At 60.6% G+C, this 26235-nt stretch carries 21 protein-coding genes; all 21 read right to left on the reverse strand.

Annotated elements, in window-relative coordinates:
- Positions 1-20 precede the first annotated feature (20 nt).
- Positions 21-1607, reverse strand: a complete 1587-nt coding sequence (gene tssA / locus J2W17_RS11595; RefSeq protein ID WP_307333690.1) for a type VI secretion system protein TssA — start codon at positions 1605-1607, stop codon at positions 21-23.
- Complete coding sequence (locus J2W17_RS11600; protein WP_307333692.1) at positions 1604-4963, reverse strand: ImcF-related family protein; 3360 nt, start codon at positions 4961-4963, stop codon at positions 1604-1606. The genes tssA and J2W17_RS11600 overlap by 4 nt, the downstream gene beginning before the upstream one ends.
- Positions 4960-6123, reverse strand: coding sequence for a hypothetical protein (locus J2W17_RS11605; RefSeq protein WP_307333694.1), 1164 nt, complete (start codon positions 6121-6123; stop codon positions 4960-4962). The genes J2W17_RS11600 and J2W17_RS11605 overlap by 4 nt, the downstream gene beginning before the upstream one ends.
- Positions 6124-6126: 3 nt before the next feature.
- Positions 6127-6393 carry a PAAR domain-containing protein gene (locus J2W17_RS11610; protein ID WP_307333696.1) on the reverse strand — a complete coding sequence of 89 codons (267 nt, stop codon included), beginning with the start codon at positions 6391-6393 and terminating at the stop codon, positions 6127-6129.
- A 165-nt stretch (positions 6394-6558) separates the two neighbouring features.
- Positions 6559-7332 carry a hypothetical protein gene (locus J2W17_RS11615; RefSeq protein WP_307333698.1) on the reverse strand — a complete coding sequence of 258 codons (774 nt, stop codon included), beginning with the start codon at positions 7330-7332 and terminating at the stop codon, positions 6559-6561.
- Complete coding sequence (locus tag J2W17_RS11620) at positions 7329-8102, reverse strand: hypothetical protein (protein WP_307333700.1); 774 nt, start codon at positions 8100-8102, stop codon at positions 7329-7331. Before J2W17_RS11620 ends, J2W17_RS11615 begins: the two co-directional genes overlap by 4 nt.
- A gap of 28 nt (positions 8103-8130) precedes the next feature.
- The gene (locus J2W17_RS11625) at positions 8131-10176 is read right to left on the reverse strand and encodes a lipase family protein (protein WP_307333703.1); all 2046 of its coding nucleotides are present in this window, start codon (positions 10174-10176) and stop codon (positions 8131-8133) included.
- Between the two features lie 44 nt (positions 10177-10220).
- The gene (locus J2W17_RS11630) at positions 10221-10643 is read right to left on the reverse strand and encodes a hypothetical protein (RefSeq protein ID WP_307333704.1); all 423 of its coding nucleotides are present in this window, start codon (positions 10641-10643) and stop codon (positions 10221-10223) included.
- A complete protein-coding gene (locus tag J2W17_RS11635; RefSeq protein ID WP_307333706.1) occupies positions 10640-11041 on the reverse strand; it encodes a DUF7079 family protein in 402 nt (133 codons plus the stop codon). The genes J2W17_RS11630 and J2W17_RS11635 overlap by 4 nt, the downstream gene beginning before the upstream one ends.
- On the reverse strand, positions 11026-11799 hold the full coding sequence (locus J2W17_RS11640; RefSeq protein WP_307333708.1) for a hypothetical protein: 774 nt from the start codon (positions 11797-11799) through the stop codon (positions 11026-11028). The genes J2W17_RS11635 and J2W17_RS11640 overlap by 16 nt, the downstream gene beginning before the upstream one ends.
- Positions 11800-11804: 5 nt before the next feature.
- Positions 11805-14540: a type VI secretion system Vgr family protein gene (locus J2W17_RS11645; protein ID WP_307333710.1), complete on the reverse strand. Its 2736-nt coding sequence runs from the start codon at positions 14538-14540 to the stop codon at positions 11805-11807.
- A gap of 2 nt (positions 14541-14542) precedes the next feature.
- Positions 14543-17209, reverse strand: a complete 2667-nt coding sequence (gene tssH, locus J2W17_RS11650) for a type VI secretion system ATPase TssH (protein ID WP_307333712.1) — start codon at positions 17207-17209, stop codon at positions 14543-14545.
- Between the two features lie 158 nt (positions 17210-17367).
- Positions 17368-17850 (reverse strand): Hcp family type VI secretion system effector, encoded by a 483-nt coding sequence (locus J2W17_RS11655; protein WP_307333714.1) that lies wholly within the window; start codon positions 17848-17850, stop codon positions 17368-17370.
- Complete coding sequence (locus tag J2W17_RS11660; RefSeq protein ID WP_307333716.1) at positions 17816-19615, reverse strand: OmpA family protein; 1800 nt, start codon at positions 19613-19615, stop codon at positions 17816-17818. The genes J2W17_RS11655 and J2W17_RS11660 overlap by 35 nt, the downstream gene beginning before the upstream one ends.
- 1 nt (position 19616) lies before the next feature.
- Positions 19617-20300: a type VI secretion system protein TssL, short form gene (gene tssL, locus J2W17_RS11665; RefSeq protein ID WP_307333718.1), complete on the reverse strand. Its 684-nt coding sequence runs from the start codon at positions 20298-20300 to the stop codon at positions 19617-19619.
- Positions 20297-21652 (reverse strand): type VI secretion system baseplate subunit TssK, encoded by a 1356-nt coding sequence (tssK, locus tag J2W17_RS11670; RefSeq protein WP_307333720.1) that lies wholly within the window; start codon positions 21650-21652, stop codon positions 20297-20299. The genes tssL and tssK overlap by 4 nt, the downstream gene beginning before the upstream one ends.
- Positions 21653-21664: 12 nt before the next feature.
- Entirely contained in the window at positions 21665-23215 is a 1551-nt protein-coding gene (tssC, locus tag J2W17_RS11675; protein ID WP_307333722.1) for a type VI secretion system contractile sheath large subunit, read from the reverse strand.
- A gap of 34 nt (positions 23216-23249) precedes the next feature.
- Positions 23250-23753 carry a type VI secretion system contractile sheath small subunit gene (tssB, locus tag J2W17_RS11680; RefSeq protein ID WP_307333725.1) on the reverse strand — a complete coding sequence of 168 codons (504 nt, stop codon included), beginning with the start codon at positions 23751-23753 and terminating at the stop codon, positions 23250-23252.
- A gap of 331 nt (positions 23754-24084) precedes the next feature.
- Entirely contained in the window at positions 24085-24486 is a 402-nt protein-coding gene (locus tag J2W17_RS11685) for an ExbD/TolR family protein (RefSeq protein ID WP_150762773.1), read from the reverse strand.
- A gap of 1 nt (position 24487) precedes the next feature.
- On the reverse strand, positions 24488-25210 hold the full coding sequence (locus J2W17_RS11690; RefSeq protein WP_307333728.1) for a MotA/TolQ/ExbB proton channel family protein: 723 nt from the start codon (positions 25208-25210) through the stop codon (positions 24488-24490).
- A gap of 86 nt (positions 25211-25296) precedes the next feature.
- Positions 25297-26121 (reverse strand): energy transducer TonB, encoded by an 825-nt coding sequence (locus tag J2W17_RS11695; protein ID WP_307333730.1) that lies wholly within the window; start codon positions 26119-26121, stop codon positions 25297-25299.
- Positions 26122-26235: the final 114 nt, after the last annotated feature.

A 26235-nucleotide genomic window follows, 5' to 3' on the forward strand; every position in this document is an offset into this window, starting at 1 on the left:
AAAATTCCTGATGAATGCGGTTAGCCGCAGAGCACTGCGGCACGTACCGGATCGATGGCCACCAGCGCCGCCAGCAGCGCCTCCATGCGCCGGGCAAGGGTGGGTTTGTCGGCATCGTTGCGCTGTGCTTTCAGGCGCAACAATTTGAGCAGGCGTGCCTTGACCTCGAAATTCAACTCGGGCTCCCATTCAGCCAACACCTGGCGCTGAGCGGTGGCGTCCAGTTCACCCAGCAGGTGGATGGCCAGGTCGCTCTTGCCATACTGCTCGGCCACCCGCGCCATCAGCAGGCGCAGCAACCAGCGCTGCCGTCCGGTCTGTATGCCGGGGCGCGCGGCCAGCCAGGCCAACGCCTGCTCGATGCCGTCGCTGTCGGCCTGAACCAGGGCCTCCGCCTCCAGTGACAGGATCTCGGTATCCGCGCCGGGCACTGCGGCGGTCGGTGCAGGCAGCCACTGCTGGGGGCGATTGCCGCTGACGTGCCGGGCAATCCACTCCCGGGTGGTCTCATCGGCGAAGGGCGAGCCGTCGCTCCAGCACAAAGCTTCGACGCCCGGCAGTCGTTCGAGGAACATGCCCAGATCGCGCTTGGCCACATCGGCCCAGCTGTCCTGGGGTGCGGGCAGTTTGCTCAGCGCCTGACAGGCATACCACTGCAGGTCCAGCCAGAAATGGTTCACGCCCTCGGCGTACATGCGCTCGACCTGATCGAGCAACTCAGTCCAGCTCTGTTGCAAGTACAGTCGCTTGAGTTGTGCCCGATATTCGCCACGAGGTGCATTCAGTCGCGTGATGCCATTGGCGTCCTGGGGTGGAGCCTGATGCACGGTGTCCCAACGCAGGCTCTTCATCAGGCGGTGCGCTGCCAGCCAGCCCAGGGGTTGCTCGCGCAGATAAACGGCCAGGGCTCTGCCACTGTCCAATAGGTCGCGGCCGGATTTGATCGCTGCCGTGTTGGCCGTGGTCGTTTGCGCACTGGACTCCTGACTGGCGCTGTTCTGCGGCACCAGGGCGTCCACCCCGCCGGACTGCGCCAGGCGCGCCGACAAGGCGCCATACAGTGCGCCCAAGGCGGGCCGTTGCTCCGTCGGCCACGCCTCGAGCCCGCGTTCCAACCAGGCCAGCGCCGCCACCGTGCGTTCAGCCTCGTCCTTGACCACTTCCGGAAACAGCGAAAGGCTGTCCAGCACTTTGCCGCTGGTCAGCCACTCCAATGCCATCTTGCGGCTATTGGGACGCGCGGGCAGCACCTCGCCGGCGAAGCGTTCCACCAGGGCCGCCAACAGGCCGAGACCTTCAGCCAACCCGGCTTCACCGTCTTTGTGCAAGCGCGCCCACAAGTAGTAGGTGGCAACGCGCAAGTCCTTGCAACGTTGGGTGATGAGTTTCTCCGCCAGTTGCAGCACCTGATCGATATCGGCGCCAGACAACTTGTTGACCTCTTCACGCATGCGCTGGAAGTCATCGTCGTAGCCCGGATCCTCACCCACGGGCAGGTCCGTGCTGACCGGTTGCAACCAGGGTTGCCAACGCTCGGCTTGCAACCGGGCCAGGGAAAGGGCATCGCGTTCGCCCAGGCATCGGGCGATCAATGTACGCAGGCTCATTTGCTCCTCCTCTTTTGCGCCTTGAGGAGCGCCTCATCGCTTTCACTGAGAAAGATCTGCGACGGCAATTTGAAATCACGCAACTTCAGCAGCGCCAGCGGCCCCGCCCCCAGTTCCGTGCGCAGGTTCCAGGTCAGCTCCAGGTCGTCCGGGGCCTTGAGCTGCAGGCGGTGCAGGCTGTCGCTGTCGTTCAGCGGAGTGACCCGGGCTTTTTCCAGCAGACGGATCAGACCCCAGGTGCCTTCGTAGTCGCCGAACAGCCGTTCACTGGCCTGCACGCTGGTCCAGGTCAGGCTGGTGCCCGGGTGACTGCTGAAGCCGGGCCAGCTGAAGCGCTGCCAGCTTTCCTTCTGGTTGAAGTATTCGTGTTTCTCGCCGTTGAGCACGAAGGTGGTTTGCACCACGTCGCGCACCGCTTTACCGCGCAGTTCGAAACTCAGGCCCATGCCGCCGTCGGTGTAGAGCACGTCGGCCAAGTGACTGAGCTGGTTGATCGCGGTGAGAAACTGCGGGTTGAAACGCAAGCCCTGACTGTGCCGTGGATCGGCCACCCAGCGGCTGCCTTCCCGACGCAAAACGCCACCCAGTTGCTGCTGCAGGAACTGGTCGATGCGCCCGGAGTCGGCACGGATCATCTGCCCCAGCATCGGCAAGGACGCGTCGCTGCTGGTCGCGGCGAAGGGGAAACGTCCGGCAAAAGCGCTGTGCCAGTCGCTGACGATCGCGCGTTGCCACTGCCGGTTGAGGCCCGCCGCCGAGGGTTGCAAGACCCGTTGCCAGGCCTGGTCCAGCGGCTGCACGAACAGGGTCTCGCCCACCTGCCCCCACTCGGCGCCGAGGCTGGCGGCGAGCAGGCTGCCGTAGGACTGGGTGTCGGTGAGCTCGACGCTCCTGCCTTGGAACACGCTCTGCGCCAGGGCCTGGGTCATCGCCTGCGGGTCGGGCGCGTTGTGCACTTGCTGCAGTTTCAGGCGCACCCGGGTGACGCGGTTGAGGAAGGCTTGCAGGCTCAAGCGGTCACTGTCGCCGCCCTCAGCGTCCTTGCCCAGCAGCGCCAGCAACGGGCCGAAGGTGGCGTCCAGCGGACCGCTCGGTCCCTGCAGCTGCTGGTCGATCGCCGGCACCGGGGCCTGGCCGACCAGCTTCTGCGCAGACTGCATCAGCGACTCGGCCAACGCCTGGCCGCGCACGCCGGCCTGGCCCTGGTAGGCCAGGGTGTTCATCAGCGCGATCAGCGGCGACTGGCGCACGTCGCTCATCAGCGTCAATTGGTCGATCACCTCGCCCAGGCTAGCGGCCGGCTGCCAGCGCAGGCGGTTGAGAAAATCCAGCCAGGCACTGGCGTAGTCCTCGAAGTAGCGTTGCGTGAGGCGCGCCCGCAGCACGTCGGGGGTCAGGTCGGCATCGAGCTCGGCGGGGTGGTCGCTGAGCACCCAATCGATTTCCTCACGCCGCGCCTCGGCGACGGCCTCGATGGCCTGGCGCACCTGGCCTTCCCAGGCCTGGCGGGTGAACACGCCAGGGACACTGGCCTTGCTGCTGAACAGCGCACCGGCCTCGGTGTCGCCGACCATCTGCGCCAGGCTCAAGTCCGGGGTGTGGTTGGCCGCCCCCTCTAACACCTGTTGATAGAGGCTGGTTTCGGCGTTGCGCTGGCCCAGCTGGCCGAGCAGCACTTGCCGGGCCTGGGCCACCAGTTTGGGGTCGGCCTCGATGCGCCATTCGGGGTGCGCGGCGAGGTGTTCGGCATAGAACTGCCACAGGCTTGGTGACAGGCCTTGCCACACACCCGGGGATATTCCGGCGCGGGTCGGTTCGGCTTCTTGCAGGACCTTGGCCAGGAACGCCGCGTCGGTTTTTTCCGGGTGCGCCAGCATCAGGTAGGCCTTGAGCTGGTCGTAGGCCTCCCGGGCCCGTTGGACGCGTTCGGCGCTGCCCGGGGGCAGTTTGATCAGGGCGTTGAGTTTCGCCTGCAGGTTGGCGGCGGCCGGGTCGCGCAGCAGGCGGTGGTTGGCTTCGACATAGATCGGTTGGATTTTTTCCAGCAGGTTCTGGTTCTGGTTCAGGCCGAAGCGCTGGTACCAGGGCGCGCCGTGTTCGGCGCGGTAGTCCAGGCGCGCCAGTTCGCGCATCAGGTCGTTCAGGGCCAGCAGTTGGGCATCGCCCTGCCCGGCTTGTTCGAGCGATACCAGCGCGCTTTGCACCTGGGCAATCTGCACGCGCTGGGTGGCAAAGGACAGCAGCAGGCCGGCGCCCCACACCGTGGCCAGGCTCAGCAGCAGGACATAAGTAATACGCGGAGGGCTCCAGCCCAGACGGTGACCACTGGCAGCAGGGTCGCCGAGCACGCCCTGCCAAACCGGATCTGCCAACCAATCATGTTTCAACAGTGACGGTGCTCGCGTCAGCGGCAGGCTGAACCAGAGCCCGCGCAACGGCACACTACGATTGAACTCACCGAACCAGGGCGCGAGCGCCTGGCGCCAGCGGGCAATGCCCTCGGCCTGCAGATCGCGCGACAGGCGCAGCAGGAAGTCATGCTTCATGTCGCCGAATATTTGCGCCCAGCCTGATTGGCGTAAGGGCAGGATCAGGTGGTCCAGGCCGGTTTCCAGGGCCAAGGCGGTAAAGCGTGAGGGCAGGCTGCAACCCACCGCTTGGGTCGCGCGTTTGGCCTGTGTCCACTCACTGTCGCAGACCTGCCATAGGTGCAATGGCAATTGCCAGCCCAACGTTCGGGCCAGTTCCCGCAGGCGACGCACACCGGTGCCTATCAGGACCGTTTCGGCGCTCTGGCTATTGTTCAATGCCCAGACCACGCCATCCAGGCCGCGCCAACGGCTGAGCTGGCGCCATTGGTCGAGGATTGCCTGATCGGGTTTCCCTTGCAGGCTGCCGCCCCACAGCAGTACCGTGCCCTGGCCTTCCTGCCAATTTTCTCGGGTCAAGCCCGGGGCGATGGCCTGGATTTGCTCGGGTTCGCCGACGACCAGCAGCAGGCGGACTTTACGGCGCCAGAAAAAGCCGTAGTCCTGGTGAAGGTGGGCGTGCAGTTCTGCAGGATCGAAAACCGGGCGACGAGGCACTACCAGACGCACGTCCTTCTGCGGATAGACCTTATCCGTCAACCCTTGCTCGCGGTGACTTTGCCGCTTGAAATGTATCAACAGGCGGGGGGCCTGAACCCCCACCAGACCGATGGCGACGATCAGTAAAAAGGCCAATAGCTTGTGATGGTCTTCCACCAACCCGACCCGTTCGCCATAACCCCACATCGCCCACCCCAAGGCCGCGACCAGCGCGATGAACCAAACCCCAACGCCGACATGCCGCCATGTATTACTCCCGGTCTTCATGCGCCCTCTCCTGTGCTGACGGTACTGATCCAATGCTGCGATTCTTCCTGGGCAAGCACCAACAGCGGCCCCTGCTGGTGACGTGCGATTTCCACCCCGAGCGCTGCCACCAGCCAGTGGCTGAAAGGTCCCGGCAATCCGCACAGCGTTTCTTGAATCCACTGCTGCTTCACGTCCAGCGAAGCACCGTGAGCAACGCCGGCCGTAATGATCTTGCCGGCCAATGGCTGCCAGTCAACGCTATCGGCCAACAGCGCCGTGGCCTGGCGAACACTTGTCTGGGTTTGCAGGAACAGCGGCAATTCGCTCTGCAGCGTGTTGATGTCCAACGGCATAGGGCGCAACAAAGCCCCTTTGATCGGCAGCTCGCACGCGAGCGCCAGGCTGTCGGGACACAGCAGCATTGCCGCGAGCCCGTCGGAATAAGCCGCCTCGCCGTGCACCTGTAACACGACGATCAATTCAAAGGCTGAGCTGGCCGTCTTCAGCTTTTCGTCGAGCCACTGGTACGACAATTGCGCAGCCAAAGTGACCGTCGCGGGGTGTGCTTGGGGCATCGCGAAGGCCCAGCTCTGCTGCCAGGCATTGCGCAATGCTTCGTATTGGCCGGGGTCAACATCGCTCAACAAGGTGACCCGCAGTTCCTGTTCCGCAGGCAATGCCTTCAAGACAGGGCTCAGCGCCGGCAACAGCAACTGCAGCCCGGCCTGCTCGCGCTCTTGCTTCTGCGCTGGCAAGGCCGCAATGCGCCGCGCCTGCCCGGTACGGGGTGGCAAATCGAGAGGGCCTTGAGTCAGCAAACCGGCGGACACCTGGTCCGGCAGCAGCACACAACTGGCGTGCACTGCCAGGTAACGCTGCGCCCAGTCCCGCCACGCCCGCTGCGCACCTTGCGCCTCCTCTTCGAGGAACTGGTGATGACTCAAGGCCCCACCATAGACATAAGCGCGAGCACCGAAAGCCAGCACCCAGACCAGCAACGGCGTGCCGGACACTACCCAGACACTCAGCACTCGCAGTTGTGGTACCCGCTCGGAGGCATACAGCAGGAACAGCAGCACGCAGCCCAACATCGCAATGCCTGCCGCCATCACCCATCGGCCCAGGACAGGAGGCGCCGGAGCTTCCACCACCTCGGGCGTTTGACGATCCCAACCCATGGCTCAACCCACCACGCAATCGGGAACGCTGGCAATGACCTGGCAGCCGCATTCGCACAGGCAGCCGTTGACGACCATCGCCCGGCCATCTTCGGACCACTCCTCGCAGCCTTCCACAATCGCATTGACTCCGTGTCCCGGAATCGGACAAATGACCAGATCGCCCACCAAGGCCACCGGCTTGCCCTGAATGATCGTCGTCGACGAGGCCGATATCACTTCTCCACCGTGGGTAGTTGCATCACCCAATAGAACAAATGCCTGAGACATATTAATTAACTCTCTATCATTCGCTGAACATGTTTGATTTAAAAGGGATGACTGTCAGAGCATTAAAAGCCAGCAGACTTAAAATAATTAGCGATCGCCAACCAACACAAAATCAAGAACTTCTTAAACGCTGATGAAAACCATATGACGTTAAGAAACCCAGCCTCATTTCTTGCTCTCCACCGCCAAACGAACGGCCTGTAATCTGCGAAAATCCGGAGTTGCACGGGCAACATCCTCAACGCTGCCATCGGGGTAATTAAAAGTTGCATAACTGCCCTTCTTTTTAACCTTAGGCCCTATCGAACTAACCAGAAACTCAGAGTGCAGGACAGGTTCGAAATACACCTGCCGAGCTTGTGACGCCTGATAACTGAGATAAATATTGCCCTCGCCTGCCAGGCTGATCTGTTTTCTATAACCGCCCAGAAAGGCTTCACTCAACCAAGGGTAATAGTCCTTCTTGATCGTCAGGTCCCCATCAACTTCAATATCAGCGCCCCCCCTGGGTGAGTTGTTGTGATCGAAGATCACCACAACACCGCCTCCAGCACCGTATTTCACACTCTCGCCAAAGCGTGTGGGATTACCGTAGGCAACGCCAAAAATCACATTGCTCAAACGCCACTGACACGCGCCGCCGCCATCGATTGACAACCTGGCCTTATAAAGGTCGCTCTGCCCCTGCCGCACTGGTTGTATATCGGTACGCTGATATCCGTCGCGCTTATAGGGTTGGCCACTGGCGGTATGATCGGTAAAAGTGCAAAGGGTCGAGCGATACATGACCTGCATGGTCTCCGCTTCGAGTTCCTCGGGCACTTTCACAGTCACGGTGATCAGTTCGCTATCCGCAGGGGGCGCGAGACTGTAATCCTTGGCGCAACCATTCAGACTGATGAACAAAGCGACAAATGCGGCGGGAAGAGTCCGTCTCATGGTTTGCTCTCCGCAGCCAGGCGCAGTGCCTGCAGTTTGCGGAAATCCGGATCCGAGCGGCCATTGGCCACAACGCTGCCGTCGGGATAGGTAAACGCAGTGTGATTGCCCTTTTTCTTTTCCTTCGGCTGCACCGAGTAAACTGTGAATTTAGAATGCAAGATAGGCTCGAAATACACTTGGCGTGCCTGCAGTGCCTGATAACTCAGATAGATACTGCCCTCGCCTGCCAGGCTGATCTGTTTTCTATAACCGCCAAGAAAGGCTTCACTCAACCAAGGGTAATAGTCCTTCTTGATCGTCAGATCCCCATCAACTTCAATATCAGCGCCCCCCCTGGGTGAGTTGTTGTGATCGAAGATCACCACAACACCACCTCCAGCACCGTAGGTCACATTCTCACCAAAGCGCGTGGGGTTACCGTAGGCGACGCCAAAGATCACATTGCTCAAATGCCATTGGCAGGCGCCGCCTCCATCCATTGGCAGCTTGGCCTGGTATAGGTCGCTCTGGCCCTGACGTTGAAGTTGCACATCAATGTCGTGATAGCCCTCCAGTTCTATACGTTGTCCGCTGGCCCCGTGGGTGATGCGCTTACAGATAGCCGAGCGATACATCACCTGCAGGGGTTCCGTTACGAGTTCGTCGGGCACTTTCACAGTCACGGTGATCAGTTCGCTGTCCGCAGGGGGCGCGAGGCTGTAATCCTTGGCGCAACCACTCAGGCTGATGAACAGGGTGGGTAGAGCGACAGCCATCATCTTGATCATGGTTTTGTCCTTGGCGTCGTTAACGGGCTCAACTGTAGGTCTTCTCGTAATAGGCCCGCGGGTCGGCCACGGCATCGAAGCGTTGCAGCGCCTGCACGCCGCCCTCGGCTTGTTGCGTGACGTGCAAGGCCCGGCCCACCAGATTTTGCAGGTCGAGGAACACGCGATTGCGAGCGTACTCATCCTCGGGGATGCTTCCGTAATGGGTCTTCATCTGTAGTTCGAATTTTTCCCGATCCTCCTGCCGCGCCAGCAAGGGTTCACGCGCCGGGTTGATCGATTCGAGCAGCTGGTTGTACATGTAGGGTTGATACTTGGACATAAAGTGTTCACCGAGACCATGCACCTGACCCGCTTTGGGATTGCCGTAGGGCGGGAAATATCTGGCCCGGCTTTCAGCGTCCAACGAGGTGATGAGGCGATCCTGGGCTTGCTCGGCCTGTTGATCGTCGGCCTGGCTCAAACTGGGCACCAGATACAGTTTGGCTTTCTCCGGCAAGCGGAGAGCAATGGTGGTGTGATAGGGCGCGCCGAGCCCATCCTTGTTGCGATAGGCAGGGTAGTGTGAGCCGCGCTGTTGCTTGTGCTGCTCGGCCTTGAAGAACATGGCGATTTCACCGTGATGGCCGTAAGGGTCGCCATGTTTGACCAACGCGCTGGCCGTCAACTGGGCGATCGACCAGGTAAAACCCAAGGTGGTGCCCAAAGGGCCATACAGGTCGTATAGGTAGTTATCCAGCGCTGCCTCGGGCGGAACGCTGGGGATGAGGTCGATGTCGTTGACATGGCGAAAATGCTGAAACTCGGTCAGGCACTGCACTGCCTTGAGGCTGAAGGTGCGCGGCATGCCGTAGGTGTACAGCAATGGATTTAACTCTTTCAACGAAGCCGCATGAACCAGGCCAAGGGCACCTCCCAAGCTGTGGCCGCAGATGAACAGCTCTTTATCAAACGCTTTATCAGGGATCGTCTTGCCCAGATCCTTGGCATAAATCCTTCTGGCGACTTCAAAGGCATCGCGAAACCCCAGATGCACACTTCCCTCAGGAGTCAGGTCAGCGCAGGGCACTTTGGGTTCGCAGTTGGCCTGCACTTCAGGCTTGATTGGGCGGAACGTCAGATCTGTCGCCAGGTCGGAGAAAGGGAATGTCATCTCGGTGCCGCGCCAGCCCACCAGTAACTGAGATGCACTGATGGCATAGAACAGTTGGGTGTTTCCTTCCGGCGGTTTCGCCTTGGTGGTGTCGAGTGTCTCCACACTTACATAGCGATCATTGAAGGGCACATCGCTGACCACGCAGAGCCAATTCTGGCCGTCGTCCAAAACCCGAGGCGTACGTGACAGGTCCAGGCATTGCTGTTCGAAAAGCTCCTCGACGGATCCACGCTCCTTCCTGGGCAATCTGCTGTACGCCAGAATACTCATCAACCCCAGGTTGTAGGCATTGACCAGGCTGTACTCGGCCTGGTGGTGCAACACCAGCGACCAGGCGCGAAACGGGCAGACTTCCAGCACATGGCGGCGACCCAACTGATCGTCGCCCAGGGTAAAACCGCTATATGTGCGATCAGGAAAATGGAAGGCCGGAAGCTGACTCGGGTCGGCCAAGGGTGGGTCGAAGTCCGGCTGTTTATCACACAGCTGGCCAATGCGCAGGTAGTGATAGCCATGACCTGCCGCGAGGGCCTGTCGTTCGATGGGCGAGAAGCCTGAGCGCTGCGGACCATGCAATGGGGTGCAATCTCCCACGCCTGGGCGGGGCGGCTCGGGCCGCTCGGCACGCAAGCGACGGGTTTGCAACTGCTCGGCCATCGGGCCGGCTTCCATCAGCAGGGTGATGGGCAGCGGGTGCAGGCCATCGAGGCGGATCACGCCCTGGGCATCGCTCTGGCCGGTATACACAGGCACGTAAGCTGTGCGAGTGGCCTCGTTCACCGCCCGATAGGGCAGATTCGCCAGAGGTTCGCCCTGCTCGTCCAGCAGTTGAAATTCGATCCAGTGTTGTTTCGCTTTCCCCCGAGCCACATCCTGGCGCGGGTTGAGGGTGTCTGTACGGTGCAGAGTGTCGTTCATGTCAGTCCTTTAAACTTGCGCGGGCTGTTGAAACAGCAGCACGATTAAACCAGGCGCAATTTTTCTTTAAATAGAATTGAAATTAGTTTGATGACTTCCGAAAACAGCAGCAGGCCAAACAACCATGCAGCGGACGTCATGCCCCCAACTCTCGAAAGCCACAGAAACAACGAAAACGAAGGCACTGCGAGCAATATCCTGAGCGGGGTCTGTAGGTAGATCAAAGAATCCACCTGGCGCGCACCTAGAAAAAACATGAACATTGAAACAACTATCGAAACATTTAAAAAAACAGACAACCAGAAAAACATAGCCGAAACAGCACCATGCTCCGAACTCAACAATAAAAAGGACTGTACATCGCTGTACATCGGAACCTTTCCCTGGAGAAAATTGAGGTAGCAGAACCGAACGACATAAAACAAATCCATTCCGCTCCAGAACCAATAGAGCCCTTTTGTTTTCATTCCCCCTCCCCCTTTTTTTCACAAATGTCATCGACGGCCTTTGAATTTTCGATTTCAGCCTTAATTTCAGCCCATACACTCTTACACATTAGCCGAATCACCCACCTAACCACGGCAGACATACATTTCCCCGCGACCCTTTGCCTTGATCTCTTCTGGATTAATTTTTCGATATCAGCGACAAGCTGTACTTCATCGAAGAACCACCAAACTGGAGGCGCAGGCGTTAGCATATTGCTAATGCATACGGGAGCGACTCTTTCGAAAAAAGCGAATTCAACTTCTTCAATTGAGTAATTTTTTGCCACACCGGCGATATACCTGTAATCAATTTCGGTATCGACGAATACATAAGACAAAGCCGCCCAGAGCTTGTGTTTGTCTAATTGATTTTCCACTTCGTAAACTCTTCGATTTCATCGTCAATCGAATCTGCCCATTTAGAGGCAGCCCAGCCAGATGCCACCCCAGCAGCCAGCATCAATCCAATTGCACAAAACGGAGCACCTGGCCCGCACACGACCGATACGGCCGAGCTTGCCAAAGCTGTTCCAGCCGCCCCACCACCTATTGTAATACCCTGTTTAATCGCTTCTTTGGGTTTGTTATCAGCGTTAACAATTTCATAGGTCGCATAGGCGATAGTTACGACAATTAAAACCTTGCCTGAAACACTTAAAACCTTATTAAGCGTGTTGAATTTAGCGTTTGGTCTCGCAGACGACTCTACGATTTCATAATACATGGAGTCTCTCTGCTCAACGCCAAGCTCGAGAAACCTCTTACCAAAGCGCTGAACGGCCTTTTCATCCAGCAACTGCTCTAGAGCCGGCGAAATAATTTTCTTCTTTTGCGCAAAAGCCAAACCGTGCGTAGATGTCTTGTCTCTGACTTCTGCCATAATCTTGTTGCGCGCTTCGTAACAGAACTCTGCGGCCTCTTTCACCGACACATTGCCAGCCTTCACTTGCGACAAAACCTCTGCCTTGACCCTCTTGACATTACGATTATAGTTTTCTCGCTGTTTCGCATCGCTTATAAAATCTGCCGAAAATTTAAGCGCTGCGCCCTCAAAGCTTTCAAGGGCCGGCTTCAAAACCTCATCATCTACAGGATGAACTTCTTGAGCCAGGTAGTACCGATAAAAAGAATCCATGATATTTACTCCGCAAGCTCCTTTAACAATCTCTGTGCACCACTGAGTACACTTTCCTGGCTATCCAGGTTCTCAACCTCGAATTTCACGCACGATTTCCCTGCGAAAGAATAAAAATTCGCCTTGTTTTCACTGTCGAACTCACCTTTTAGGACCGATCCATCATCCATGGTGGCGGTGCACTTGATGCCTTGATAATTCAGGTCATGTGGAGCTGCAAAGCTGATCCATTGCTCTGAATCCGGAAACTCGATTTTCAGCTCCCCCGGCACCAGCGTATGCACACTCATGGTCCGGCCATCCTTGTCGGTCACCCCGTTGAATACTTCGCCTTGCTGGGTGGTGATCCGGTAGCGGCTGAACGGCACCGGCGCCTGGGCGTCGTCTTTCACGGTGTAGCTGGCGGCATAACCTGCTGGCAGTGGTGTGGTCGGGGTGTTCAGGCTGGCGCCGCCGAGCTGCTGCACATGGGCCGCCTTGAGGTAGATATTGCCGGGCGCGCCCAGCTCGATCTCGCCACCTTTGAGGCGGATGTAGGCACCGCCGCAGTGGAACAGCAGTTCGTCCGGCGCGCTGATTTCCACGCGCCCTTCCACGCTTTCGATCTTGATGTCGGTCTTGGCCAGGGCGTGCAGATGGCTGCCCTGAGCGTGCAGCTCGACCTTGCCTTTGCCAGCCTTGAGTTTCAGGTCGGCGCGTTTTGCGAACAGGCTGATGCCACCCTCCGCCGTTGTGGTGATGTCGTGTCCGGCGCTGATGTCGGCGTTGTGCGCGGCCATGATGCCCACGCTTGCGCTTCCGGAGGACAGGCACAGGGCTTCGGGACTGACCAGGCCGATGCCTGCCGGGGCCTGCAGCAATAGACCCGGTTGCGCCAACCCCTTGAGGGCGTGGTTCAGGCGGGTCTGGCTGTCGATATCGCCGGGTGTCGCCTGCCCGCTGCGGGCCGCATTGGCCAGGGAGCGGGCCAACGACAGCGCGCTTTCCAGCTGCTCAATGGCCGCCGTCATGTCGATCTGCTGACCGTGGGCCTTGGCTTGTTCATCGGCACTGATGAACACCCCCTTCCCCGCCCGAATCGCCCCCCAGCCATCGGTGCGCAATTCAAACCCTTCACCCCGCCTCTGCTGCTCGGCATCGACCAGATGCCCAAGATTCAACTGGCTCTTGCCACTGTGCTCGGTACTCAGCTTGACGTGCTCTTTGCCCCGCGTGTCCTCCATCCGCAGCTTGTTGTTGGCCGGCGTGCGCAGCACGTTGCGTTTGTAATTGCGTGCGCGCAGGGTCACGTGGTCGCGGTGCTCGCTGTCGTGCAGGGCATGGGCGATGTACGGCCGATCCGGGTCGCCTTGTTCGAAGGCCACCGCCACTTCGGTGCCGGCGATCAGCGGCAGGTGCAGGCCGTGGGTGTCGCCGGCGTAGGGCCGGGCCAGGCGCAGCCACATGCTTTCCTGGCCCGGTTGCCAGGTGTCGCGGTCGAACAGGAAGTGCACGCGGTAGCGCCCTTCGACGTCGATTTCGGCGTAGGGGTCGTGTTTTTGCGGGTTGCTGACCCGGGCCGGGACGGTGCCGGCGATCTGCGGCTTGGGCTGCAATGGCGGGCGAAAGCACACGCTTTCCGAATAGGGAATGGCCTGGAACCGGGCTTCGAAGCTGGCATCGCGGGCGGCGCGGGTGCTGAGGTGGGTGATCACCGCGCCGGGGGCGAAGGCCTGGGGCGCGCCGCCGGAGATCATCAGCTTCTGACCGGGGGCCAGGATGGCGCTGCTGCTGGTGCCGCTGAGGTGGGTCTGATCGTTGAGGTAGCGCTCGTGCTGCAGGCGGGCGTAGAAGTAGCCGGTTTCCGGTGGCAGGTCTTCGTAGAACTGGTAGCGGTCGCCGAGGGCGGTGTAGGGGTCAGCGTAGTGATAGGCCTCGCCGTAGGTGGTGGTCGCGCCGCGGGTGTGGTCGATCTCGCCGTCCAGGTGGGCGTAGGCGTCGCGGTGCTGGTAGGTGCGGATGTTGACCTGGCGTTCCACCACCTGGTGTTGGGTTTGCAAGGCCCAGACGCCGTCCTGCTCGCTGCTGCTCAGGCCGGCCGGTGAGTGGTAAGGCAGCTCGATGCCGGACTGGTAATGCAGCTGGTCGTCATGGAATTCGACGACGTCGAGGTGCAGGCGTTCATCGCTGGTGAAGCGGTACCAGATGCCGACCTCGGCCAGCAGCCGGGCGATAAAGGCCAGGTCGCTTTCGCCGTACTGCATGACTTGCAGGCGTTTCGGGTACTTGCGGGTGAGCTTGAAGAAAAAATCCTCGCCGCGAAAATCGTGGCGGCTGCGCAGGATGTGTTCGACGATTTCCGGTACCGACTGGAGTTGGTAGAGGCGGAATTGCTGGCCGCGGGCGAGCAAGGCCAGTCGCGGTTGCAGGGTGATTTCGTAGCGGGCTTCGTCGACGGAGCCGGACAGGCGTTTGAAGCCGGTGACCACGCCGTGCAGGGTGCGCAGCGGTTTGATCGGCAGGTCCCGGGTCAGGAAGGTGAGCGGGCGCGGTGGGGCGTGCAGGCTGAAGCGGGCCTCGCGGTTGAGCAGCTGGTCGGCGGCGATGTCCTGCTCGGTGCAGGTGAATTCGATGACGTAGTGGAACGGCTGGCTCAGTTGCTCTTCGCCGTGGAAGGCCAGGACGTCGAGGGCCGGGTCGAAGCCATGGACGTATAGTTTGTGCCGGCTGTGGTCGAAGAAGGTACGTATTGGGCTGGCCATCTTCACCCCTCCAGCGCAGCAAGGTGCGCCGTGTCGTGGGCGTCGGTGAAATGCAGGGTCACGCCGTAATCGTCGCTGTAGCCCAGGGTCACGCCGTGGGTGGTCTGACCGGCCGCCTGGCGTTGCAGCAGCTGTTGGCTGAGCACTGGCAGGATCTGCTGGTTGAGCAGGCTGTCGATGTTGCGCGCACCGGAGTCGGGCAGCAGGCAGGCGGCAACCAGGGCGCCGTTGAGGGCCTCATCGATCTGGCAGGCCAGGCCGTAGTGACGCTGCAGACGCCGGGCCACCCGGGCCAGCTTGAGGCCGACGATGCCCTTGAGGGCATCGGCTTGCAGCGGGCGGTAGATCAGGGTCTGGAAACGCGCCAGCAGGGCCGCCTGGAAGTGCTCGAGCAGGATCGGCCGCAGCAGTTCCTGCAGGGTGCTGTCCGGCACGTCAGGCTGTTGCTGCAGACAGGCTTGCAATGGATCGCTGCCCAGGTTTGAGGTCATCAGAATGACGGTGTTGCGGAAGTCGATTTCACGCCCTTCGCCATCGCGCATGAAGCCTCGGTCGAATACCTGGTAAAACAGGTTGATGACATCGCGATGGGCCTTCTCCACTTCATCGAGCAGCACCACGCTGTAGGGCCGTTGGCGCACCGCTTCGGTGAGCACGCCGCCCTGGCCGTAACCGACGTAGCCCGGAGGCGAGCCTTTGAGTTGGCTGACGGTGTGGGCTTCCTGGTATTCGGAGAGGTTGAGGGTGATCAGCGATTTCTCGCCACCGAACAGGCAGTCGGCCAGGGCCAGGGCGGTCTCGGTCTTGCCGACGCCGCTGGTGCCCACCAGCAGGAAAACCCCCAGCGGCGCCTGTTCTTCGGTCAGGCCGGTCCTGGCCGCCCGCAGACGCTGGGCAAGGGCATTCAACGCAGGCTCCTGGCCGATGACGCGTTCGCTCAATTGCTGCTCCAGGGCCAGCAGGTTGGCGTGTTCGTCCTTGAGCAGACTGCCCAGCGGCACCCCGGTCCAGTCGGCGATCACCTCGGCCACGCTACGTGCGCTGACATCGAGGGAAAGCAACGGTTGGTTGCCTTGGGCAGCGGTCAGTTGACCTTGCAGCTGTTCGCAGACATCCGACTGTGGTGGTTCGGTCTGGCGTGCATCGAGCAATTGTCGAGTCAGGTCGAGTTCGTGCCGATATTGCTGCTCGAGCTCGATGTGTTCACTTTGTAAATCCGCGTATTGCGCAGCGATCATCGCCAGGCGCTCGCTGGCGATGCCGCCGATGAGTTGCCGATCCTCTTCGAGGGCCTGGCGCTCCAATTCCAGGGCGGCCTGCCGAGCCTTGAGTCGGACCAGTTCCTGGGGTTCACAGTCAAGGCTCATGCGCACTCGCGCGCTGGCGGTGTCGAGCAGGTCGACGGCTTTGTCCGGCAGTTGCCGGCCGGTAAGGTAGCGCCGCGACAAGCTGACCGCGGCCTGTACCGCCGCATCCTGGATGTGCACGCCATGGTGACTGGCGTAGCGCGCCTTGAGACCTCGCAACATGAGGCAGGCGCTGGCGTCGTCCGGCTCGTCCACCTTGACGGTCTGGAAGCGCCGCTCCAGGGCGGCATCGCGCTCGAAGTATTGTTTGTACTCGCTCCAGGTGGTGGCAGCGATGGTGCGCAGTTCCCCACGGGCCAGGGCCGGCTTGAGCAGATTGGCCGCGTCGGCACCGCCCGCCTGGTTGCCGGCCCCGATCAGGGTGTGTGCTTCGTCGATAAACAGCAGCACCGGATTGGCTGATTGCTGCACGGCATCGATGATGTTCTTCAGGCGTTGTTCGAACTCGCCCTTGACCCCGGCGCCCGCTTGCAACAGCCCCAGGTCCAGGGCGCGCACGCTGACGAGCTTGAGGCTGTCAGGGACGTTGCCCCGGGCAATGCGCAAGGCCAGGCCTTCGACCAGGGCGGTCTTGCCCACCCCGGGTTCGCCGACCAGCATCGGATTGTTCTTGCGCCGGCGACTGAGGATGTCGATGACCTGCCGGATCTCATCGTCACGGCCGAACACCGGGTCGATCTGCCCTGCCCGGGCCTTGGCGGTGATGTCCTGGGTGAATTTGTCCAGCACAGCCTGCAGGGCATCGTGCATCACGGTACTGGATGGAGGGGTAATCGGTTGGTCAGCAGACACTGCCATCTGGCCCAAGGCAGCTTCTTGCTGTACTTGCGGACGCTCTTCGGAGTGTTGATCGAGCAGCACAAACAAACGCTGCAATTGAACATCACTGAGGCTGAGCAGCGGCCACGCGGCGTCGCACGCGAGCAGGCCGGGGGTGTCCATCAACGCACCGAGCAGGTGTGCGGAGCGCAGGCGCTCGTGGTTGTCGTCCAGGGATGCGCGCAGCCAGGCGTTCTTGATCAGTTGCTGCAAGTTGACACACAGTTGCGGCTTGCCCTGCAAACTGCGAGGCAGGCCGTCGAGATGGTCGAGCAGCCCACGCCAGAGCACATCCATGTCCCATTCGTAGCGACGGGCGATGAGGGTCAGGTCGCCCTCTCCTTGCTCCAGCAGCTTGAGCAGCCAGTGCTCGATGCTGATCTGACCATGGCCGCGGCTTTGGCACAGCGAAGCCGCCACGCTCAACGCCTGGGCGCAATAAGGGTTGAGGCGGCGGAGCAAACGGGTGGAACTGGGGGCCATGGGGGCGCGTCCTTGTTCGGTTCTCGGCGCGTAGCCGGTGGTGCAAGTGGCGGCGATAACTCGAAGTGGCGGGTGGAGCGCCCGTTAATGGACGCTCGGCCCGACACACCGGAAACCGGCAGACACAAGCGTGCCTGCCGGTTTTTTACGTCTGTGCCTTAACGATCGACCCAGGAGTCGGAATGGCTGATGTTTCCGTCCTTGTAGGTCCAGGTGATTTTCTCGTAGCGCAACTCAACCAACTCCAGATGGTTGTGCTTCTCCTTGGTCGGGTCCTTGATGTCGTGCATTTTCGGCGCGACTTTCACCACCTTGACGTTTTCCAGCAAGGTATTGAAGTACTCGACTTCCTGGCCAGCCTCGTCGATGCGGTACCACTTGAACTCGGCGCTCTTGAGGGTCTGCCCCTTGGATACCGCCTTGAACAGGTAGGGGCTGGAAGCATCGATTACCTTGGTGAACTGGAACGGGGTATGCACCCGTGAGCCAGTCAACTTGCCGGTGTTGTTGTCCGTGGGGATGTACAGACTGTGGTCCTGCGCCAATACCTCAATGCTGCCCTGGCGTTCTGCTACGTCCACCGACCCTCTGATGTCTGCACCGCCGTCATCTTTCAGCCACAGATAAACCGGAATTGCCATGTGAAGCTCCTTCTCTCAGAACATGAATGTCGCGCATTGCGACAGGGGGTTGTACATCCGGCCCCGGCGCGGGAAGCACACAGGCCCCCTCTTCCGGCACCAGACGAATATCGACTCGACGGTTGGCCGAACGTCCGGCCTCGGTGTCATTGCTGGCGATCGGTTGGCTGGCGCCAAAACCCTGGACCGCAAAACAGCTGTCAGGGATGTCGCCCATGTGCTTGATCCAGTCATGCACCGCGGCTGCCCGGGCTCGGGACAACTGCAGGTTGTGCCCGGCGTTGCCCGTGGCATCGGTGTGCCCGGCAATGACGATCAGCCAGCCGGGCTGAGCCTTGATGCCGACCAGGGCATTGACCAGCACCTTGGTCGAGCCAGGCTTGAGCCGGGCGCTCCCGGTACCGAATAGCGACAGGCTGTCCAGGCGCACCGGCCTGGGGCTCCCGGCGGGCATCGGTGCCGTCGCCGGGTGACGGTGACCGGCAATGGTCGCCAGCACCTGCATGCGCAACGGCTCGCCGCGATACAGGCCCAGGCCCAGCGCCAGCGGTGCACCTTGTCGGTAGTAGTGATCCAGTCGCGTGGCATCCAGGCGCAACTGCGCAAACGCTTCCTCGCGCAGGGCGAAATCGGGCCGGTCGCGTTGCCCTGTAGGTGGAATCGACGTGTAGCGCCGCAGGTCATCGGTGATCTGGCGCACCAGCAAGGTGTTCTGCCAGGCCGAACTGGCCAGGGCGCCGACACCGGCCATTGCGAACAACCACGACGCGATGACACAGGCACGGCGGAGCGGGGAATGCTGTTCCTGGACTGGCAGCAAATGCAGCAAGGGATCAGGGAACGGCAAGCGTGTGCCCTCCCCAGGTTCCGCCTGCCTGCTATTCACCAGCGCCAATTTGTTACGCCGCCATTGCTGCCACAGGTTGCCCGCCACTGACTGAGGCAGTACCGGTACCAGCGTAATGGCGCAAACCCTCGGCAGGCTGGCGCAATGACGGGTTTCACCGCGAGCGAAATGGTGCAGCACCGCTTCATCCAGCCAGGCAACAACGCTGTTCAGCCGGACGCTGGTGTGCAACCGGCCAGCATGCGTTGCGCTGTCCGAGGACTGTCGCTGCCAATCCGCCAGGCTGACGCACGCTCCCGCCGCGTGCACACTGGGGCTGCCCTCGCCTGCCTGCCAGCTGAACCAGGGACCCTCGCCCCGGGAGGCTTGCTGGTAGCTCGCCAGCAGTAGCGGCAATACAACGCCGCGCTTGCGAACCAGCCCGACCTGATAACTGAAGGCACGTATCTGTCCAGCCAACACGGCGGTGTCGGTATGCTCGGCGGGGTTGACGATGAACATGACGCTGAGCTGCGCGCCCCATTCCGGACGCAAGGCCATCAAGCCCGCGGTCACCGACGGGAGGTGCTCCAGCTTGGGTACCCGCACATAGCAACCGTCTTTAGTGAGGTGCAGGGCCAGTTGTTCGACGGCCGTTGCGCCAAACAGACTCGCCAGACCATCACCACACACCAGGACCACCGGCTTAGGGTAGGCCGCAGGCGGCAAGGAAGTATGGCCGGCCAGCGTCAGTGACTCGCCCAGCGCTGCCGCACGTCGTCCCGCCCGACACCAGGCAAGGACGACGAAGCACAGGAGGGCCAGGACCGCGATTGCACGGGTCGCGGCCGTCAATGGAACAACCGCCAGCAGCGCGAGGGCGAGCGAACCCGCCCACAGCCAAAGACCCCGTGTCAGCTTGGGCGCCATCGGCCTCATATCAGGCGGCACCGGGCAAGAGCGTAGCGATCAGACCGCTCAATAGACGGTCCAGCCCCCACCAGACAGCGAAAAGCAACAGGCCCGCGGCCAGCACATGAGGGAGTGGTGATCGCAGCCAGCGCAGGTTGTCAATGCGGTTAGCGCCACTTACTTGTGTCGATAGGCCAAGGCCCGATTCCATTGGCGCGACGTGCTCATTCAGGGCTGTCAGCAGTTGCTCGCGCTCAGGATCATTCAGTTCGCGATATCGGCCTTGAAAGCCCAGCATCAGCACCCGGTGGAAGACCATCAGCACCTGCGGATCGGGCGCCGGCTCGCGCAGCACGTCGCGCATGTCTTCATACAAAAACTCACCGGCCTGATGACGATTGAAAAACTTCGCCTGCAGCGGTTCGCGGGCCCATTGGGCATGGGCATGGTCTTTGGCACGGCTGAGCACGGTCTCGTCGAGCAAGGCACATTGGGCGTGGCTGATGTGGTCGATGCTGCGCTGGCTCAGGCCGGCCCGCTCCAGCGCTTGGCGAACGAATTCGATCTGCCCGGCGCAACGCGCCCACAGCTCGTCGGCATTCTGCGCGCAAGCCCCATGGCGCAGCTCTACCACCAGCAGGTAGCTGTCCTGCAACAGCGCGTCGACATCCGTTGCAGTCGCGGTCTGTCTGTTGGAGATTACCCGGCTCATGTGCGCAGCACCGCGAACAGTTCCAGCTTCACATCGGCCAGCGTGCTCGGAACGTAGAAGGCGCAGACCCCTTGGGCCAACACGGCCTGGCCCTTGGCATGCCTGAGGTCGAGGGCGAAATACTGGTTTTCCAGACGTAGGGGAATGGCTGCCGGCACGTGGCTGAGCGACTGCAACGGAACACCGTCCAGTGCGGCGTTGACCAGGTGATCGACATCATCCGGTGTACCGACCTTGCACAGGCGCGGGAACTGGCTTTGCAACTGCGCGGCCGGCATCCGGCAACGCACCGACAGGTAGAAGTCGGCACCGTCATCCTCGCGCAGGCGCGCATCATTAATCGTGACCTGCCAGCGGTTGGTACTGATCTCCTGCAGTTCCAGGGCAATGACCCGCGACGGCAGGCTGGCCTCGAGCAAGGTGGAGATCATGCGCATCAACGGCGGGAACACGGTTTCCAGCTGTTCGTGTCGATACGCCGGGATCTGATCGATATCGTGTTCCAGCGAAAAAGTCAGCAGGCTGCCGGCCAACTTGGCCAGTTCCAAGTAGACCTGCTCGGGATGCCGCGCAGGATAGGCCTTGAGATCAGCCAACACCGGTTGGTATGTGTTCAAGGCATTGAGCAGCCAGAACAGCGAGACATCGGCCACGGCGAAGTCGGCCATGCGCTGGTTGCTCTCGCGGCGCATGCCCATCAGCCGTTGCCGTTTGGCGGACAGCTGGGTCAACAGGTTATCAAGCTGTGCCAGCAAGCCGGGATGAGCCGCGAAGTCGAGCAGCGGCGGTACGTAATCCGGATCGAGGCTCCAGCCGCCCTGCCCGTCGCGCATCAGGCGCGCAATCGGGCAGGTCAGGTAATCGCCGTTTTCATCATGATCTAAACGCAGACTCAGCATGTGCTCGAGCACGCCGATCGATTGCACCTCGTCGGCGTAGACGTCCTGGACATCACGCCAATCCTGGCGATAGCGGGTCAGCCGTTCAGCCTTGGCGGCGTCGAACAGGCAGTTGTTGCCATTGGCCTGTTCCAGCGGCAAAGCCAGGAGCAAGGTGGCACCCTGGATGTCATCGGCCAGCAGGCGGGCCAACTCCAGGGCTGAGGGCAGTCGATCCACCTGATCGGTATCGATCAAGGTACCGTCGGGCATGCGCAGGCGCAGCTGGGTGGCCTTGAGCTTGCCCAGCCGTAGGGCTTGCGAGTCAAACCCCACCCCCTGGACACCCCAGGGATGCACCATGGACAGACGAGCCAGACTGTCGTTGGCCCAGGCCTCCCAGCGCGCCTGCTGTTGGAATTGCTGCGGGCACAACAAGGCCCCCGCGGCCCACAGGGGGCGGTCGATTTTCATGACGTCGTTTCTCTATGCGGTGATTAAGGCTTTCGCTTTGGGCATCTGCGACACCAGCGACAGGTTGACGTCCATGCCTTCCACCTGGAAGTGCGGCACGGCATACAGCTTGACGCGGAAGAAGCCCGGATTGTCCTCGATGTCTTCCACCGTCACCTTCGCATCGCGCAAGGGGTGCGAAGCCTGCAGATCGTCGCCCGGATCGGTCATTTCGGTGACCAGCCCACCGACCCACTTGTTCAACTCCAGCTCCAGCAAACGACGGTCCTTGGTCGTTCCGATGTTCTCGCGCTGGATCATTTTCAGATGATGCGCAATGCGCGAAAGCAGGAAGATGTAGGGCAACCGTGAATTGATCCGGCTGTTGGCGGTGGCAACGGCCGTGTCATACAACGCCGGCTTCTGAGCCGAGTTGGCGGAGAAGAAACAGGCGTAGTCGCGGTTCTTGTAGTACGACAAGGGAATGAATCCGAGGTTGGCGAATTCGAATTCACGGGTCTCCGGAATCATAACTTCCGAAGGAATCTTCACCTGGCTGCCCGTGCCCAGATCATACCAATGGATCGGCAGTCCGGTGACTGCGCCACCCGACTGCGGCCCGCGAATCTGCACGCACCAGCCGTTGGCAATGAAGCTCTTGACCATGTTGGCCGCGAACGCGAACGAGGCGTTGGTCCACAGGTACTTGTGGTGATCAGGCCCCTTGACGCTTTCGATATAGTTGAAGCTGCGCACCGCAATCGTATCCGGGCCGTAGGGCAAACGCCCCAGCACCCGCGGCATGGTCAGGCCGATGTAACGGGCATCGTCGCTGTCGCGGAATGACTTCCACTTGATGTATTCGGCGCGGTCGAAGTAGTTACCGATGTCCTTGATCGCGGCGACCTCCTCCATCGATTCCTTGCCGAAAAACGCCGGGCCGACAGCACCGATGAAAGGCATGTGCGCGGCGGCTGCAACTTTGGAAATATTGCGCAGCAGGGTGATGTCCTGCGGGCTGCGATCGAACTCATAGTTGGACACGGCCGCCGCGATCGGCTCACCGCCAGGGGTGTCGTACTCCTGGGTGTAGGTATGCACATACAATCCGCTCTGGGCGATCTCCGGCGCGTCTTCGAAGTCCTGGATCAAGTGATCCTTGCTCAGATCCAGCAGTTCAATGCGCACGTTCTGGCGGAAGTCGGTCTGATCGATCAACGATTTGACGCCGCGCCAGGTCGACTCGACTCGCTGAAAGTCCGGATGGTGCATGACCGCATCGAGTTGACGACTGATCTGCGCATCCAGCGACGCAATGTGTTCATCCAGCAGTATCTTATCCAGGCGCTCGACTTTCTTCGACGATTGCTTGAGCAACTTCAGGAATACACTGACCGCCGCGGTCACGCGCTCATCGGTGGAAGCCTCGGACAATGCTTCACTGTTTTGATAAAGATCTATTGCACCCAGTTCTGCTACCGGACTGAGATTGATCTTGCTAAACAAGCCACTGTATACAGTATGATTTTCTTCAGACAACACTGCAGCGCCACGCGTTTGCGCGGATGAGGTTTCTACGGACATGGTGAGAACTTCCCTTTAAACCAACCGAGGTGAATTAACAATCTTGTTCTGGCGCCAGAGCGGCCAATTCTTTTCTCAACTCGTCACTCAGCGCGTCATCCTTGAGGATGCGCTCCAGTTCGTGGCGAAAGGTGACGTTGTCCAACAGGTTGGACTTGAGGTCGCGCAACAGGTTACGCATCGCCAGCAGCGCGCGTAGTTGCGGTATCTGACGCGCCACCTGCTCCGGTTCAAAATCCTTCATGCCCTGGAATTGCAGCTCGATGGCAGCGTCGGAGCCATCATTGACCAAGGTGTTTTCCACGGCCAGCGTCAGGCGTGGCGCGAACTCGGCCAGAACGCTGTCGAAGTTGTTTTTGTTTACATCGATCTTGCTTCTTTCGGAAAGCGAACGCTGTTCCCTGCCGTTGCTGTAATCGCCCATCACCATCAACTTCAGCGGCAGTTCGACTTTTTTCTGTGCGCCACCGGTGTGCAAATCGAGCTTGATATTGACCCGGGTCTTGGGTACTTCGTTTTGAAAACTGCTTGAAGCCATATCCCCTCCAGACACTTTAAGTAACAGCCTGCGCCGTTACGAAAACAAGAACGACTGGAACCCACGCCATCAGCCAAACCTGGAAAAGTTTCCGCCAACCGACTGTAAATTCCTTTTTTGATACAACGATTAAAGCGCTTGCGGTACAGCTGTAGTTCAGCAACCTACAAACATAATGATTGATCTCAGGTCTCCATTCCATATCTCGGAGCATCATTAGGACGTTTCCGACGCATTTACAGAAACTGCCTACAAACTGAAATAACCAGCAATAAAAAAGGCCGCTCGGGGGCGGCCAAAAGAAACAAGCATGATCTTTCCGTAATATTTCCTACTTCGCCGTAATCACCGACAACTTACTAATCCCCGCCCGCTCAATCGATGCCATCGCCCGGGCCACTTCGCCATAATTCACCCCGTTGTCCGCCTGCAACTGCACCCGCACATCAGGGTTTTTCGCCTTGGCCGCCTGCAGGTTGAACTCGAGCAGATCCGCCTGGATTTCGTCCTTGTTGATGAACACCTTGCCCTTGTCATCGATGCTCACCACCAGCGGGTCTTTCTGCTCCACCGGAGCCACCGACTCGGTCTTGGGCAGGTTGATCGGGATCGCGTTGGTCAGCAGTGGCGCGGTGACGATAAACACCACCAGCAGCACCAGCATCACGTCCACCAGGGGCGTGACGTTGATCTCGCTGAGCACTTCATCGCTGTCTTGTGTGGAGAAGGCCATATCAGGACGCCTCCTTGACTTTCTGCCCGGCGACGGTGGCGCCGGACTTGCTCAGCACCGGGTGCAGCAGCACGCGGAAGGCGTTTTTCTGCGCCAGGCTATAGAAGTCGTGGGCGAAGTCGTCGAGGTCCGCGGCGGTCAGTTTCAGCCGTCGCAAAAAGTAGTTGTAGACCAGCACCGCCGGTACCGCGACGGCGATGCCGACACCCGTGGCGACCAGCGCCGCGCCGATCGGCCCGGCCACGGTTTCCAGGCTCGCCGAGCCCGCCGCGCTGATGCCTTTCAAGGCCGACATGATGCCCCAGACGGTACCGAACAGGCCGATGAAGGGCGAGGTGCTGCCAATGCTGGCGAGGATCGCCAGGCCCGTTTCCAGCGAGCGCCGTTCACGCACGATCTGCTGGCGCAGGGCGCGCTCGAGACGGTCCTGATGGTTGATCGACTGACTGAGGTCAGTGCCCGGCTGATCGCTGACCTGGATCGCGGCATAACCGGCCAGTGCCACGCGCGCCGCGGCGCCGGGTTGACTGTGGGCCAGTTCAGCGGCGGAGTCGAGACTGGAGGCGGCCCAGAAGTGTTTATGGAATTTGCGGTCCTGGGTCTTCAGGCGGGTGAACTGCACGCCCTTGAGCAGGGCCAGGCCCCAGGTTGCAACAGAGAAGATAATCAACAGCCAGATGACGGCGTGTTCGATGGATTCGAAGGGGGATGCGATCAGGTTCATGGTCAGGCTCTCCAACAAGGCATTGAATCGGTTGTAGCGATGCGCCTTTTGTCAGGTGGCCCGCGGTCTGTTTCGTCAGGGTTGAGTTACTTGATCTTGAAGTCGATGGGCACGCTGACCCAGCCATCCTCGGCGACGTCGCCCTGCTTGGCCGGAACGAAACTCCAGCGTTTGACTGCCGCCAGGGCGGCGTCGTCGAGTTGATCGCGGCCACTGCTTTTCTGGACCTGGATCTCGCCGGGCTTACCGCTGGCCAGGACATGCACCCGCAACAACACCGTGCCTTCCCAGCCGCGACGCATGGCCAACGAAGGGTACTCCGGTGCCGGATTCTTCAGGTAACCGGCGCTGGCCGATGCCGGGGTTACCGGTTTCGGGGCGGGGGGTGCGGGGGAAGCCGGGGCGGCGACCGGTTGGGGTGGCGCGGGCGGTGCTGACGGCTGTTCCACCGGTTTGGCCACCGGTTTGGGCACCGGTTTGGGCACCGGTTTGACCACGGGCTTGGGTTTGGGGATTGGCTTGGGTGGTGGTGGTTTCACCGCCAGCTCATCCTCAACCGGCGGTGGCGGCTCGACCACGGGTTGCGGAATCGGCTCGGGCGGTGGCGGCACCACCACGGGAGGCGCCGGTTGCGAGAACTCGATGGTCATCGGCGGGACCTCCGGCGGCACCACCGGCAGTGCCGGCGGCGGTGTCTGGTTGACCCAGACAATCACCGCGCCATGCAGCATCAACGCGAACACCCCGAGCAGGATGCCTTCGCGGCGACTCAACACCTTTTTGGGTGTGCTGTGCAGCCGCGACTGCGCCAGGGGTTCACGGAAGACCCGGCCAAGATCGAGCAGGTCGCCACCGGATGCAGGGTGTCGAAACACCTCGAAGGCATGGGTGGCGCTCTGGACATTGCCCATTCATTTACTCCTGTAAGCCTTTGGATTGATCTGGCTACAGGCATCATCACCGAAAGATATTATATCCTAAAAGAATATTTAATTATCCAGATATGCATTAAGTGCATAACCAAT

This window comes from Pseudomonas lini, assembly GCF_030812475.1.
Lineage (GTDB): Bacteria > Pseudomonadota > Gammaproteobacteria > Pseudomonadales > Pseudomonadaceae > Aquipseudomonas > Aquipseudomonas lini_A.